Annotated in this window: 15 protein-coding genes; 8 read left to right on the top strand and 7 right to left on the bottom strand. The window is 75.5% G+C overall.

The genetic code is table 11. The features are described 5' to 3' along the window. Positions 1-130 precede the first annotated feature (130 nt). From hemL to LN037_RS27515, 7 genes are all read left to right on the top strand, one after another. A complete protein-coding gene (gene hemL, locus LN037_RS27545; protein WP_230759503.1) occupies positions 131-1423 on the top strand; it encodes a glutamate-1-semialdehyde 2,1-aminomutase in 1293 nt (430 codons plus the stop codon). Next, positions 1423-2043, top strand: coding sequence for a histidine phosphatase family protein (locus LN037_RS27540; RefSeq protein ID WP_230759501.1), 621 nt, complete (start codon positions 1423-1425; stop codon positions 2041-2043). The genes hemL and LN037_RS27540 overlap by 1 nt, the downstream gene beginning before the upstream one ends. Beyond that, on the top strand, positions 2040-2624 hold the full coding sequence (locus tag LN037_RS27535; RefSeq protein WP_230759499.1) for a TlpA family protein disulfide reductase: 585 nt from the start codon (positions 2040-2042) through the stop codon (positions 2622-2624). The genes LN037_RS27540 and LN037_RS27535 overlap by 4 nt, the downstream gene beginning before the upstream one ends. Before the next feature lie 251 nt (positions 2625-2875). Then, complete coding sequence (locus LN037_RS27530; protein WP_230759497.1) at positions 2876-3685, top strand: cytochrome c biogenesis CcdA family protein; 810 nt, start codon at positions 2876-2878, stop codon at positions 3683-3685. Then, positions 3682-5295, top strand: coding sequence for a cytochrome c biogenesis protein ResB (gene resB / locus LN037_RS27525; RefSeq protein ID WP_230759495.1), 1614 nt, complete (start codon positions 3682-3684; stop codon positions 5293-5295). Before LN037_RS27530 ends, resB begins: the two co-directional genes overlap by 4 nt. Further along, positions 5295-6269, top strand: coding sequence for a c-type cytochrome biogenesis protein CcsB (ccsB, locus tag LN037_RS27520; protein ID WP_230759493.1), 975 nt, complete (start codon positions 5295-5297; stop codon positions 6267-6269). The genes resB and ccsB overlap by 1 nt, the downstream gene beginning before the upstream one ends. A gap of 89 nt (positions 6270-6358) precedes the next feature. After that, positions 6359-7543 (top strand): MinD/ParA family ATP-binding protein, encoded by a 1185-nt coding sequence (locus tag LN037_RS27515; RefSeq protein WP_230759491.1) that lies wholly within the window; start codon positions 6359-6361, stop codon positions 7541-7543. A gap of 2 nt (positions 7544-7545) precedes the next feature. Here the strand turns inward: LN037_RS27515 and LN037_RS27510 are convergent, their stop codons facing one another. The 5 genes from LN037_RS27510 to LN037_RS27490 form a co-directional block, all read right to left on the bottom strand. Next, positions 7546-7875, bottom strand: a complete 330-nt coding sequence (locus LN037_RS27510) for an SCO6045 C-terminal-like domain-containing protein (protein ID WP_230759490.1) — start codon at positions 7873-7875, stop codon at positions 7546-7548. Beyond that, entirely contained in the window at positions 7872-8729 is an 858-nt protein-coding gene (locus LN037_RS27505; RefSeq protein ID WP_230759488.1) for an MbnB/TglH/ChrH family RiPP precursor modification enzyme, read from the bottom strand. Before LN037_RS27505 ends, LN037_RS27510 begins: the two co-directional genes overlap by 4 nt. Further along, complete coding sequence (locus tag LN037_RS27500; RefSeq protein WP_230759486.1) at positions 8726-9634, bottom strand: TIGR04222 domain-containing membrane protein; 909 nt, start codon at positions 9632-9634, stop codon at positions 8726-8728. Before LN037_RS27500 ends, LN037_RS27505 begins: the two co-directional genes overlap by 4 nt. Before the next feature lie 109 nt (positions 9635-9743). After that, positions 9744-10040 (bottom strand): hypothetical protein, encoded by a 297-nt coding sequence (locus LN037_RS27495; RefSeq protein ID WP_230759484.1) that lies wholly within the window; start codon positions 10038-10040, stop codon positions 9744-9746. A gap of 277 nt (positions 10041-10317) precedes the next feature. Further along, on the bottom strand, positions 10318-10521 hold the full coding sequence (locus LN037_RS27490; protein WP_179795371.1) for a BldC family transcriptional regulator: 204 nt from the start codon (positions 10519-10521) through the stop codon (positions 10318-10320). Between the two features lie 215 nt (positions 10522-10736). Here LN037_RS27490 and LN037_RS27485 point away from each other — a divergent pair, with 215 nt between their 5' ends. After that, positions 10737-11051, top strand: coding sequence for a DUF4229 domain-containing protein (locus LN037_RS27485; RefSeq protein ID WP_230759483.1), 315 nt, complete (start codon positions 10737-10739; stop codon positions 11049-11051). 69 nt (positions 11052-11120) lie between these two features. On the opposite strand, the gene LN037_RS27480 is transcribed toward LN037_RS27485, so the two are convergent. Together LN037_RS27480 and LN037_RS27475 are read right to left on the bottom strand one after the other, a co-directional pair. Beyond that, positions 11121-11996, bottom strand: coding sequence for a 1,4-dihydroxy-2-naphthoate polyprenyltransferase (locus LN037_RS27480; RefSeq protein ID WP_230759481.1), 876 nt, complete (start codon positions 11994-11996; stop codon positions 11121-11123). A 35-nt stretch (positions 11997-12031) separates the two neighbouring features. Continuing rightward, on the bottom strand, positions 12032-13321 hold the full coding sequence (locus LN037_RS27475) for a DUF8814 domain-containing protein (protein ID WP_230759479.1): 1290 nt from the start codon (positions 13319-13321) through the stop codon (positions 12032-12034). Positions 13322-13402 lie beyond the last annotated feature (81 nt).

The raw sequence follows: 13402 nt of genomic DNA, 5'->3' as shown, positions 1-13402 counted from the left end.
GTCACGAGGTGACAGCAACGACGCTTTCCTGCCACGGGGGTGAGGGGCCGAACCCCGCACGCGGCGGCCACTCCCGCGCGCCTGGGAGGATGGGTCCGTGAGCAGCGCTCCTGCGACAGCGACCGGACCGGTGACCCGTTCGGCCGAGCTCTTCGCGCGCGCCGAGGCCATCGTCCCCGGCGGCGTCAACTCCCCGGTGCGGGCGTTCCGGTCGGTCGGCGGCACGCCCCGGTTCATGCGGGAGGCCTCCGGTGCGTGGCTGACCGACGCCGACGGCAACCGCTACGTCGACCTCGTCTCCTCCTGGGGACCGATGATCCTGGGCCACGCCCATCCCGCCGTCGTCGAGGCGGTGCGGGAGGCGGCGACCCGAGGCCTGAGCTTCGGCACGCCGACCGAGGGCGAGGTCGACCTGGCCGAGGAGATCGTGCGGCGGGTCGAGCCGGTGGAGCAGGTGCGCCTGGTCAACTCCGGCACCGAGGCCACGATGAGCGCGATCCGGCTGGCGCGCGGCTTCACCGGCCGCAGCGTCGTCGTGAAGTTCGCGGGCTGCTACCACGGCCACGTCGACGCGCTGCTCGCCGAGGCGGGCAGCGGGGTCGCGACGTTCGGCCTGCCGTCGACGCCCGGCGTCACGGGCGCCCAGGCCACCGACACGATCGTGCTGCCCTACAACGACCTCGACGCCGTCGCCGCCGCGTTCGCCGAGCGCGGCCAGGACATCGCGTGCGTCATCACCGAGGCGGCCGCCGGGAACATGGGCGCGGTCGCCCCCGACGACGGGTTCAACGCCGGGCTCAAGCGCCTCTGTGCGGCCCACGGAGCCCTGCTGATCATGGACGAGGTGATGACCGGCTTCCGCGTCTCGTCCGCGGGCTGGTACGGCCTCGAGGGCGTGGCGGGCGACCTGTACTGCTTCGGCAAGGTCATGTCCGGCGGACTGCCGGCCGCGGCCTTCGGCGGCCGGGCCGACGTCATGGCCCACCTCGCGCCGGCCGGGCCGGTCTACCAGGCGGGCACGCTCGCCGGGAACCCCGTCGCCGTGGCCGCCGGCCTCACCACGCTGCGCCACGCGACCGAGGACGTCTACACCGCGCTCGACACCGGGGCCGACCGGCTGCACTCGCTGATCGACGAGGCCCTGACCGCGGCCGGCGTGGAGCACACGATGCAGCGGGCGGGCTCGCTGGTGTCGGTGCGCTTCGCCGGGGAGCCCGGCCGGAACTACGACGACATGAAGGCTCAGGAGACCTGGCGCTTCCCGCCGTTCTTCCACGCCCTGCTCGACCGCGGGGTGTACTTCCCGCCCAGCGTCTTCGAGGCCTGCTTCATCTCCGCGGCGCTCGACGACGAGGCGTTCGGCGTCATCGCCGACGCCCTGCCCCACGCGGCGCGGGCGGCGGCGGCCGCGACGGAGTCCTGATGCGGACGCTGGTCCACCTCGTCCGGCACGGCGAGGTCCACAACCCCGAGGGCATCCTCTACGGCCGGCTGCCCGGCTACGGCCTCTCCGAGACCGGCCGGGAACAGGCGCGGCGGGTGGCCGACCACCTCGCGGGCGCCGACGTGACGGCGCTGCTCGTCTCGCCGATGCAGCGCGCGCAGGAGACGGCGGCGCCGATCGCCGAGAAGCTCGGGCTCGAGATCGTCACCGAGGACCGCCTGATCGAGGCCGCGAACGCCTTCGAGGGGCTGCACGTCTCGGTCGGGGACGGCGCGCTGCGCAAACCGGAGTACTGGCCGCTGCTGCGCAACCCGTTCCGCCCGTCGTGGGGCGAGCCGTACCTCGAGATCGCGCACCGGATGCTCGGCGCCGCGCACCGGGCGCGGGCGCTCGCGGCGGGGCACGAGGCGGTGTGCGTGTCGCACCAGCTGCCGATCTGGACGCTGCGCCGCTACCTCGCCGGGGACCGGCTCTGGCACAACCCCGCCAAGCGCGAGTGCTCGCTCGGGTCGGTGACGACGTTGACCTTCGACGACGAGTCGCTGGTCGACATCGCCTACGTCGAGCCGAGCGGCACCTCCACCGGGACGGGTGCATGAGACGCGCGTTCCTGACGGTGCTCGTCGCGGCCCTGGTGCTCCTCGCGGGCTGCTCCTCGGCGGAGAACCGGGACGACGGCGGGTTCACGTTCGTCGCGCCCGGCGGGCAGACCCAGATCTCCTACCCGGAGAACGAGCGGCGGCCGCTGTCGCCGGTCGCCGGGGACTCGCTGCTGCGGCCCGGGACGCCGCTGTCGACCGCGCAGTTCCGCGGGCAGGTCGTGGTGCTCAACATCTGGGGTTCCTGGTGCGGGCCGTGCCGGGCGGAGGCCGACGCGCTCGAGCAGGTCGCCGAGGCGTCCAGGGCCCGCGGGGTCCAGTTCGTCGGCGTCGACGTGCGCGACGACCGGGCCGCCGCGGCCGACTTCGTCCGCGACCGCGGCGTCAGCTACGACTCGATCTACGACCCGCCCGGCCGCTCCCTGCTCGCCCTGCGCGGCTACCCGCGCAACGCGGTGCCGTCGACGATCGTGCTGGACCGCCGGCAGCGGGTCGCGGCGGTGTTCCTCACGGCGGTGCTCGCGAGCGACCTGCAGCCGGTGGTGGACCGGGTCGCCGCCGAGCCGGTGCCGGCGGCGTGAGGGGCCGGCTCCGCCGTTCTTGACCGAAGGGTCCCTTCGCTCGAATAGACGGGCCGTGGGCGCCCCTCGCCAGTCCCGTCGACCCGCACCCTGTTCCGAGCGAAGGGCACCATCGGTCGGTCTACTCGACCGAAAGTGCCCTTCGGTCGAATCGCGGGTGGGGCGGCGGGCGTGACCTACGACAAGTGGTAGGACCGCCTCACGCCGGAGCGACGCAGTCGTCCTACCCTGGGGCCCGAGATGGAGCACGCATGGACCTGACCCAGACGGTGACGTCGGGCCCCGTCCTGCTCGCACTCGCGCTGTCGCTCGTCGCCGGGTTCGTCAGCTTCGCCTCGCCGTGCGTGGTGCCGCTGGTGCCGGGCTACCTCGCCTACCTGGCCGGACTGGTCGGGGCGAGCGCGCCGCCGGTCACCACCGAGGAGGCCGGGCGCGGGGGAGTCGGGACCCTGACCCGGCCGACCACCACGCACCGCTTCCGGCTCGCGGGTGCTGCCGCCCTGTTCGTCGCCGGGTTCACCGTGGTGTTCGTGCTCGGCCTCGGGGCGATCGTGTGGGCGGCCGACGCGCTGGTCACCAACGAGGCGGTGCTGCAGCGGCTCGGCGGCGTGGTCACCGTGGCGATGGGTCTGGTGTTCCTCGGGCTCGTCCCCGCGCTGCAGCGCGACACCCGCCCCCACTGGGTGCCGCGCATGGGCCTGGCCGGCGCCCCGCTGCTCGGCGCCACCTTCGGGCTGGGCTGGACGCCCTGCCTCGGACCGACCCTCACCGGTGTCATCGCCCTGGCCTCGGGCACCGGCGGCGACGGCAGTGCCGCGCTGCGCGGCGGCGCGCTCGTCCTCGCCTACTGCCTCGGGCTCGGGGTGCCCTTCGTCCTCATCGCCCTCGGCGCCGGCCGCGCCGTGCGCGCCCAGGCCTGGCTGCGCCGGCACGTCCGCGCCATCCAGATCGGCGGCGGCGTCCTGCTCGTCGTCGTCGGCCTCGCGCTCGCCACCGGCCTGTGGGGCGAGCTCGTCACCCAGCTCCGCGCACCGATCGCCGGGTTCTCCACGCCGCTATGACCGACACCCTCGAGCAGCGCACCGACCCGCCGTCGGGGAAGAGCTCCCCCGGCCGCGACCTGCTGGCGCTCGCGCGCAACACCTGGCGCGGGCTCACCAGCATGCGGACGGCGCTCATCCTGCTGTTCCTGCTGGCGCTCGCGGCGCTGCCGGGGGCGTTCCTGCCGCAGCGGACGCCGAGCCCGCAGGCCGTCCGGGACTTCTTCACCCGCAACCCGACCCTCGCGCCGCTGCTCGACCGCGTCGGGCTGTTCGACATCTTCGGCACGCCGTGGTTCTCGGCGATCTACCTCCTGCTGTTCATCTCGCTCATCGGCTGCCTGGTGCCGCGGACCTGGGAGCAGATCCGCGGGCTGCGGGCGCGCACGGTCGCGGTGCCGCGCAACCTCTCCCGCCTGCCCCACCACGCCGCCTCCGACGACGACCGCACACCCGACGAGGTGGTCGCGGCGGCCAGGTCCCGGCTGCGCGGCTGGAAGGTCGACGTCCGCGAGGAACTCGGCGGTGTCCGCACGGTCTCGGCGGAGAAGGGCGCGCTGCGCGAGGTCGGGAACGTCGTGTTCCACATGAGCCTGCTCGCGCTGCTGGCCGGCATCGCCGTCGGGAAGCTGTTCGGCTACGAGGGCAACGTCATCGTCATGGCCGACGGCTCGGAGTTCTGCAACTCCGGCATCCTCGCCTACGACACCTTCCGGCCCGGCCTGCGCGTGGACGGCACGAACCTCGCCCCGTTCTGCCTCGACGTCGACCGGTTCACCGCGCAGTACCGCCCCGACGGCGCCGCCGACTCGTTCGCCGCCGACGTCCGGTACTCCGACTCCGCCGCGCTCGCCGACGGCACCCCGCCGGTGCCGACGACGATCGCGGTCAACGACCCGCTGCGGCTCGACGGCGAGCGGGTCTACCTGCTCGGGCACGGCTACGCCCCGCAGTTCACGGTGACCTTCCCCGGTGGCGAGCAGCGGACCCTGGCCACCCAGTGGGAGCCGGTCGACCAGCGGACGTTCCTCTCCCAGGGCGCCACCAAGTTCGACCGGCCCGGCGTCACCGACGAGGCCGAGCGCCGGCGCACCCAGATCGCGATCACGGGGCTGTTCGCGCCCACCTCGAGCGGCGGCTCGGTGGTCACGTCCACCTACCCGGCGCTGACCGCGCCCGAGGTGGCGGCGGACGTCTACCAGGGCGACCTGGGGCTCGACTCCGGCCGCGGCCAGTCGATCTTCGCGATCGACCAGTCGATGGTCGACCAGGGCCGGCTGACGCGGGTCGTGCGCGAGAACCTCGTGCCCGGCCAGACGATCGCGCTGCCCGACGGTACGCAGATCCGCTTCGACTCGGTCAAGGAGTGGGTGAACCTCCAGGTCTCCCACGACCCGGCGCAGGACGCGGTGCTGGTCGCCGCGGTCGCCCTGCTCGTCGGGATCACGCTGTCGCTCACCGTCAAGCGGCGCCGGATCTGGGTGCGGGCGACCCCCGCCTCGCCGTCTACGACAGATCGTCGTAGCCTCGTGCAGGTCGGCGGGCTCGCCCGCACGGACCAGGCCGGGTACGGCGAGGAGTTCGAACGGCTCCGCGACGACCTGCTGCGACCCCGACACGGAGGTTCCTGATGGGCGTCGACGCCCCCCTCGGCGACTTCGGCGACGTGCTCTTCTACTCCGCCCTGGCGGTGTACGTCCTCGCGATGCTGCTGCACGCGGTCGAGCACGGTCTGCTGCGCCGCTCCGAGCCCGAGGCGGCCGAGGTGCCGGTTCCCGTGGCCGTCGGCGCCGGCTCCGGGGAGAAGTCCTTCCCGACGACGGGTGACGGGACCCCGCCGCGTCCGCCGCGGCCCGCGTCCGAGCGGTTCGGCCGCATGGGCGTCTCGCTCACCGTGCTCGGGTTCGGCCTGCACGTCGCGATGCTCGTCGTCCGCGCCGTCGCCGCCGGGCGCCCGCCCTGGGGCAACATGTACGAGTTCACCGCCGCGGTCTGCGCCGTCGGCGTGGCGGCATGGCTCGTGGTGCTCTACCGGCGCCCGGAACTGCGGCGGCTCGGCGTGTTCGTGCTGCTGCCGGTCATCGTGCTCATGTTCGTCGGCGGCACGGTGCTCTACACGCAGACCGCGCCCGTCGTGCCCGCGCTGCGCTCCTACTGGCTGGTCATCCACGTGTCCGCGGCGGTGATCTCCTCGGGGATCCTGCTGTTCGCCGGGGTGGCGAGCGTGCTCTACCTGCTGCGCTCGGCGCACGACCGCAGCGGCCGCATGGCGTGGACCGCCAAGCTCCCGGGCGCGCAGGTCCTCGACCGCGTCGCGTACCGCGCCACCGCGGTCGCGTTCCCGATCTGGACGTTCGCCGTCATCACCGGTGCGATCTGGGCCGAGGCGGCCTGGGGCCGCTACTGGGGCTGGGACCCGAAGGAGACGACGGCGTTCATCGCCTGGGTCGTCTACGCCTGCTACCTGCACGCCCGGTCCACCGCCGGCTGGCGGGGCCAGCGCGCCGCGGCGATCAACGTCGCCGGGTTCGCCGTGATGGTGTTCAACCTGTTCTTCGTCAACCTCGTCGTCACGGGCCTGCACTCCTACGCCGGCGTCGGCTGAGATCCTTCCTCGTTCCGGGTGTCCGGATCGTCCCGGCCGACTACGGTCGTCGGACGGATCTCCGGGCCGAGCAGCGGGAGGCGACGGCGATGGACGCCCGAGGCGAGGACACGGCGCAGCGGGACGGGAGCCCGTCCCGGGACGGCTCCGACACCCCGCCCGCGGACGGGGACGCGTCGACGACCGCGGCGTCGGGGCCGTCGTCGGCCACGCCCGCCGTCGAGGAGCCGTCCGCGGAGACGACGCACCAGGTCGACACGGCCGGGGCCGCCCGCGGTGACGTCCGCCGCCCCGCCGAGCCCGGCACGGCGCTCGCGCCGATCGGCCCCGGGCCCACCGACCTGTCGTCGGCCCAGCTCCTGCGCCCGGTCCGGCCCGCCCCGCAGACCGGGTGGCGCCGGGCCGTGTACGTCGCCAGCGGCGGCCTGGTCAACCCGGGCGAGAGCGAGGCCGACATCGCCCGCCGGGAGCTCGTCAACCGCGTCAACCAGCCGCTCGCCGGGTGCTACAAGATCGCGATGCTGAGCCTCAAGGGCGGCGTCGGGAAGACCACGACGACGGCGTCGCTCGGCTCCACCTTCGCCTCCCTGCGCGGCGACCGCGTGGTGGCGGTCGACGCGAACCCCGACCGCGGCACGCTCGCCGAGAAGGTCCCGGTGGAGACGACCGCGACGGTCCGGCACCTGCTGCGCGACGCCGCCCTCGTCCGGCGCTACTCCGACGTCCGCGCCTACACCTCGCAGGGTCCCTCGCGGCTGGAGATTCTCGCCAGCGACCAGGACCCGGCGGTGTCCGAGGCCTTCAGCGAGCTCGACTACCGCCGCACCGTCGACCTGCTCGAGCACTTCTACAACATCGTGCTCACCGACTGCGGCACCGGACTCATGCACTCCGCGATGCGCGGCGTCCTGGACGTGGCGGACTCGCTGGTCGTGGTCTCGTCGTCGTCCATCGACGGGGCGCTCTCGGCGTCGGCGACCCTGGACTGGCTCGACGCCCACGGCTACGGCGACCTGGTGGCCCGCTCCGTGGCGGTCATCAACTACGTGCGGCGGTCCTCGGGCGGTGTCGACCTCGACCGGGTCGCCGACCACTTCGCCGGTCGGTGCCGGGCCGTGGCGCGGCTGCCGTTCGACCCGCACCTCGACGAGGGCGCCCAGATCCACCTCGAGCAGCTCGCGCCCCGCACCCGCACCGCGATGCTCGAGCTGGCGGCGGTCGTGGCCGACGACTTCCCCCGCGCCGGCTCCCGGGTACGGATCGGGCCGCGCTGAGCTCAGCGGCGCCACCGGCGGCGCCGGGGCCCGGGCAGGGTCGCGACGAAGGCGTGCGCCTGGTCGTGGAAGCCCGTGCCGGTCCGGTGCGGCCGTCCGGCGAGCCAGGCGTCGAGTCGGTCGTCGAGGTCCGACGGCACCGGCCGGCTCGCCGCGTCGAGCATCGCCGTGACGATGCGGGCCAGCACCCGTCGGCGCTTCCGGTGCAGGGCGCGGGCCTCGGCCGCGACCCGCGCGGGATCGAAGCCCGCGGGGACGGGGCCCTCGGCGACGAGCGCCGCGAGGAACGCGGCCTGGCGTCCGGCGAGTTCCCGACGGCGGGTGTCGGTCACCGGGGCACCGGGCTGCGGTCGCGGGTGGCGCGCAGGAGGGCGAGCTCGCCCGCGAGCTCGGCGTCGGCGGGGTAGCGGTCGTCGCGCTCGAGCAGGACACCGGGCCGGACGCCCACCGCGGCGCAGCGGGCGAGGAGGTCCGCCAGCAGGTCGAGCACCGCCGGACCGAGCGGGTGGGCGTGCGTGTCGTGGTAGAGCCCGTCACCGTCGGTGGCACCGCCCGCGGCGTGCACGTAGGCGACCCGCTCCAGCGGCAGGTCGTCGAGCACCCGTGCGGGGTCCTGGGCGAGGTTCACGGCGCAGGCGTGCAGGTTGGCCACGTCGAGCACGAGGCCCGCGTCGGTGCGGGCGCACAGCTCGGCGAGGAACGCGCCCTCGGTCAGCTCGGCGTCCGGCCACGCGACGAGCGCGGCGATGTTCTCGAGCGCCAGCGGGACCGGCAGGCGGTCCTGCGCGACGTGGACGTTCTCGACGAGCACGGCGAGTGCGTCCCGCGTGCGGGGGACCGGCAGCAGGTGGCCGGACTCGAGGCCGCCTGCGCGGACGAAGCACACGTGGTCGCTGACGAGCGGGGCGTCGAGGGCGCCCGCGACCGCGGCGAGGTGATCCACCCGGTCGGTGCGCAGGTCCTCCGCGCCGCCCAGGGACAGCGACACGGCGTGCGGGAGCACGGTGACCCCGCGAGCGCGCAGCCGCGCCAGCGAGGCCGGCAGGGCGTCGGGACGCAGGTCCTCGGCGACGACCTCGACGAAGTCGGCCGCACCCCCGTCGACGAGGCCCTCCACCGTCCGGTCGATCTCCGGGCGCCAGCCGATCCCGACACCGTCCGGGCGGCCGTCGGGTCCGGGCGTCATCCGCCGCACCCGCCCCCGCCGCAGCCGCCACCCCCGCAGCTGCTGCCGCAACTGCTCCCGCCGCACGAGGACCCGACGTCACCGCCCCCGCCGCCGCCGCCGAAGGCGACCGGTGGGACGAGCAGCGCGGCGAGCGCCGGGTCGGGGAAGGCCGCGAAGCCGCCGACGGCGACGAGCAGCGCCCCCGCGCCGAGCCACGGGGCCACGCCGGGCGGTCCCGCGGCGACCGGCGGACGGACCTGCCGGGCCGACGCCCGGGCGGCGTCGAGCGTGGCCTGCCCACGCGGGGTGAGCACGCGCAGCGAGCGGGGCCGCGACACGAGGGCGACGACCCCGACGACGACCAGGAGCGCCATCAGGAACCCGACCGAGGCGCCACGTCCGAGCCCGGCGGCGAGGCGGGCGAGCCCGAGCACCACGACGAGCCCGAACGGGATCCAGGCCCGCCGCAGCCGGCGGCGGACGGCGGCGGGGTCGTGCAGCAGGCCGCGCGCGACCAGCTGCTCACCGAGCTCCCCGACCTCGGGGGCGTGGCGGACCGTCGCGACGAGGGCGGAGGCGGCCCGCGGCGTGGTGGCGTCCCGCAGGACGCGGACGTCGAGGTCGGAGAGCTGCGGGTCGTCCTCGGGGCGGACGGGGCCGACCACCGTGCACAGCCGGCGGGAGTCGTCCGCCCGCAGCCGGCCGCTCTCCAGGAGCCCCGCGATGCTCGCCGCGGCCGCACGGTCCTCGCCGCCCGCGAGCACGCCGAGCTGGGCGGGCGTCAGCGTGAGGTCGGGTTCGCGGCCGGGTGGTCGGCGTCCGGCCGTCGCCCGGGCCACGTGTGGCAGCACGAGCGTCACGACGGCGAGCACCAGCCAGAGACCCAGGAACGCCGGGCCGGAGATTCCCCACGTCGGTGCCATCGCCCTCACCTCGCCACACGCGGCGACGCCCTCGGCCGGGCGTCACTCTGTGTGCACGATGACCGAGGTCCGGCCCGGTGACAAGCACCGATCGGACGACGGCGGACGATCAGACGGAACCGGGCGGGTCCTCGCGGCTGCGCCGCACCTGCTCGTCGAGGCTGCGCAGGAAGTCCGGGTCGTCGTCCGGGGCGACCGGACGGCTGCGCCGGGGGCGGGCGGCGCCGGGCGACCGCGTCGGCCCGGTGGGCGTCTCCTCGTCCGTGGCGCCGGGCCCCGTGGCGAGCGCCTGAGCGGACACGGCCTTCCAGAGCAGGACGCCGACCGCCACCAGCACCATCACCGCGACGACGAACAGCACCACGTCACGCACCTCCTCGGCGGACCCCGGTTCCCTCGAGGCCACGTCCTCCACGCTACCTGCCGGATGTGATGTCCGGGGGTGAAGCGGGACGGGTCCGCCGGGTGGACGGCGAGTGACGACGAACGGGGCGGACCGGCACGCGCGGACACGAGCCGGTCACGCCCCGGTCGCGGTCACCTCGGGTGAGCGATCGACGCCGAGCGTGATCCCCTGTTGCAGGGCGTTCCCGTGAACCGGTGCCGATGGCATCGGCCCGCGGGTGCGGTCGGCGGACCGGTCCGACGAAGCGCTCCGACCCGTCGTCCGGGTGTACCGGCGATCAGCCGTGCGCCTCGCTGGTGAGTCCGTCCAGCAGGGTGCGGACCTCCGACTCACGGAAGCGACGGTGGCCGCCCGGCGTCCGGATGGAGCCGATGCGGCCGGCCGCGGCCCAGCGGGTGACGGTCTTCGGGTCGACGCGGAACATGGTGGCGACCTCGCCGGGGGTCATCAGACGCTCGGTCGCCTCGGGTGCGATGGTCATGCTGCACCTCCTCGGGCCGCTCGGGCCCGATCTCCCAGGGTTCTGTCGCCCGTGCGGCCAGGTGACCGCGGGGCGGAGCAGACGAACTGGAGCGATCGTGACATCGCACCCCCCACGTACTCGAACGCTAGTGCGGAGGTAAAAGGTTCACAAAGGCAGGAATCGGACGATCGGGCCGCGGTTCCCGCCCCGCCCCCGGGCCTACCCTGGACCCCGTGGAGACAGGAGAAACGGGCCGCGAGACGGCCCCCGAGGGCGCCCGCAGCGGCTCGCCGGTCCTCGCCGTCGCCCTCTACGTGGGCGCCCGACTCGTGCTGGTCGCCGTGATCGCGGGCGTGCTCGTGCTGGTCGGTCTGCCGCTGCTCGTCGCCCTCATCGTGGCCATCGTCCTCGCCCTGCCGCTCTCGCTCGTGCTCTTCCGGCCGCTGCGCGCGCGGGTCAACGCGGAGCTCGCCGCGGCCACGGCCACCCGCCGTGAGCAGCGGGAACGCCTGCGCGCCGAGCTGCGCGGCGACGCCCCGGCCGAGTAGGCGCAGGGCGCCGGGGCGCCCCGCCGCCGGTCCGCGACGGGTCGGCCGGCCCCTGGCGGCGCGGTCGGCTCAGCCGGCGAGCGCGAGCCCCGCGGCCGTGCCGATCGCCCACACCAGCAGCGCGAGGCCGGTGTCGCGCAGCACCGGGATCAGGGCCGGACCGCGGGCCCCGCCGAGCACCCGGCGCAGGGCCGGCACGAGCACCACGAGGGACACCAGCCCGAGCAGCGCCCAGGGCGCGCGGAGGCTCAGCACGAGGCTCATGCCCAGCGGGACCACCACGAGGGCGGCGTACATCACACGCGTGTCCCGCTCGCCGAGCAGGACGGCCAAGGTCCTTTTACCCGCGACGGTGTCCGAGGGGACGTCGCGGAGGTTGTTCGCGACGAGCACGGCGCAGGACAGCAGCCCCACCCCGACGGCCGTGCCGATCCCGAGCCCGCTCACGCGCCCCGACTGCGTGTACTCCGTCCCGAGGACGGCCACCGGGCCGAAGAAGAGGAACACCGCGACCTCGCCGAGGCCGCGGTAGCCGTAGGGCGAGGACCCGCCGGTGTAGAACCAGGCCCCCGCCAGGCACACGGCCCCGATCAGGAGCAGCCACCAGGCGCCGCTGACCGCGAGGAGCGCGACGCCGGCGAGCGCGCCGATGCCCAGCGACACGAACGCGGCCCGTCGGACCGCCCCCGGCGACGCCGCCCGGGAGCCCACGAGGCGCATCGGCCCGACCCGCTCGTCGTCGGTGCCGCGGATGCCGTCGGAGTAGTCGTTGGCGTAGTTGACGCCGATGACCATCCCCATCGCCACGACGAGGGCGAGCACCGCCGCCACGACCTGGAAGCCGCCGCCGCTCGCGGCGGCGCCGCTGCCGGCGACGACGGGGGCGATCGCGTTCGGCAGTGTGCGGGGCCGCGCGCCCTCGACCCATTCCGCCACGGTGGCCATGGCGCGAGCGTAGCCAGGTCGCGCCGGAGCCGATCTCAGCAGACCGGCGCGGCCGCACCCGTCGTCAGGAAGGCCGCGGGCACGTAGCGGTCGGCGCCGATGCGCAGCCACTCCGCGCTCGCGCCGCGCGCGCCGGTCACCGTGTCGCCGGTGGCGCGGCAGGTGACGTCGACCTGCGCGGCGCGCCCGACCACCCCCATGTCGACCGCCCCGGAGGCGGGCGCCGAGCGCACCGTGGCCGACCGGTCCGCCGTCGCGAGGTGGACGTCGGCGGGCGCCTCGCCGGACCGTCCGGTCCAGAGGTACTCGACGGTCACCCACCCGTTGTCCTGCAGCCCGAGGGCGTGGAACACGCCGTCGCCGAGGTCGATCCCGGCCGGGTTCTTCACCGAGCGGCCGAAACCGTCCTCGCCCCCGTGGTAGTGGTCGCTGTAGGCGGCCTGGGCCTGCGGGAGGCCCTGGGCGAGGTCGCCCCAGTTCTGCCGCGGCGGGGCGGCGTTCCAGTAGTCGTCGTCGGTGTTCCAGGGCCCGACGTCCCAGACGGGGACCGTCGCGCACCGGCCCGCCTCGGTGCAGACGCGGACGCTGTAGTCGCCCTTGCCGTCGGCGTCCAGCGCCCGCCGCGAGGGCAGCGCCACGAACTGGTCGTCCTCGGTGATGACGTGGCCGTTCGCGGTGGTGCCGCCGACGAGCCCCTCGCGCGTGGCGAACACGCGGTAGGACGCCCGCGGGGTCAGCGCCCGGGAGCCCGCCGTCACCCGGTCCGCCTGCACCGTGACCGCCCGGACCGTCGGGGTCGCCCCGCCCGGCGGCGCGACGAGGGTGAGGCGCAGCGCCACCGTGCGGGTCGGGGCGTCGAGGAGGGCCGGGCTCCCCGGGGCCGCGGGCGTCCACTCCGACCAGCGGCCCGCGTCGTCGCGGCCGCGCACGTCGACGTGCACCGCGGTCCCCGCGGGGGTGTCCGCCCGGACGGGCACGGTGACGCGGTCGACGGCGCGCGCGAAGGTGTGCGAGCCGAGGTCGAGGAAGCCCTCCCGGGAGGCCCCGCGCAGGCTGCCCGGGCGCTGCTCGGCGCGTGGCGACGCGAGCCGGGCCGACCCGCCCGCGACCTGGACGCCCACCGCGTCGCCCGCGAGGTCAGGGCGCCACGTCTGCGCGTCGGTGCCGGGCGAGACGACGCCGGGGACCGGGGGCGCCGCGCCGATCGCGGCGACGGCGCCGCCGAGCAGCAGCACCGCGCTCGTCAGCAGCGCGGGCAGCAGGAGCCGCCGGGGGACGGAGCGCAGCGGAGCTCGACCGCCGGCCGCGGGTCGGGAGGTGCGCATGACGGGCAGTGCACCGCGGGCGGGTGGTCGGGCCCGGTCAGGACGCGCCCGGCTCCACCCCGACGAGGGTCGCCCGGCCGG

It is taken from the genome of Actinomycetospora soli, from assembly GCF_021026295.1.
Classification (GTDB): Bacteria; Actinomycetota; Actinomycetes; order Mycobacteriales; family Pseudonocardiaceae; genus Actinomycetospora; species Actinomycetospora soli.
The sequence above is the reverse complement of the archived record's forward strand: the minus strand, read 5'-3'. Positions and strand labels throughout refer to the sequence as shown.

What these genes read in the sequence shown, in the direction of transcription:
- LN037_RS27540 (WP_230759501.1), top strand. Translation starts at nt 1,423, where the DNA reads ATGCGGACGCTGGTCCACCTCGTCCGGCACGGCGAGGTCCACAACCCC.
- LN037_RS27535 (WP_230759499.1), top strand. Translation starts at nt 2,040, where the DNA reads ATGAGACGCGCGTTCCTGACGGTGCTCGTCGCGGCCCTGGTGCTCCTC.
- LN037_RS27530 (WP_230759497.1), top strand. Translation starts at nt 2,876, where the DNA reads ATGGACCTGACCCAGACGGTGACGTCGGGCCCCGTCCTGCTCGCACTC.
- resB (WP_230759495.1), top strand. Translation starts at nt 3,682, where the DNA reads ATGACCGACACCCTCGAGCAGCGCACCGACCCGCCGTCGGGGAAGAGC.
- ccsB (WP_230759493.1), top strand. Translation starts at nt 5,295, where the DNA reads ATGGGCGTCGACGCCCCCCTCGGCGACTTCGGCGACGTGCTCTTCTAC.
- LN037_RS27515 (WP_230759491.1), top strand. Translation starts at nt 6,359, where the DNA reads ATGGACGCCCGAGGCGAGGACACGGCGCAGCGGGACGGGAGCCCGTCC.
- LN037_RS27505 (WP_230759488.1), bottom strand. Translation starts at nt 8,729, where the DNA reads ATGACGCCCGGACCCGACGGCCGCCCGGACGGTGTCGGGATCGGCTGG.
- LN037_RS27500 (WP_230759486.1), bottom strand. Translation starts at nt 9,634, where the DNA reads ATGGCACCGACGTGGGGAATCTCCGGCCCGGCGTTCCTGGGTCTCTGG.
- LN037_RS27490 (WP_179795371.1), bottom strand. Translation starts at nt 10,521, where the DNA reads ATGACCATCGCACCCGAGGCGACCGAGCGTCTGATGACCCCCGGCGAG.
- LN037_RS27480 (WP_230759481.1), bottom strand. Translation starts at nt 11,996, where the DNA reads ATGGCCACCGTGGCGGAATGGGTCGAGGGCGCGCGGCCCCGCACACTG.
- LN037_RS27475 (WP_230759479.1), bottom strand. Translation starts at nt 13,321, where the DNA reads ATGCGCACCTCCCGACCCGCGGCCGGCGGTCGAGCTCCGCTGCGCTCC.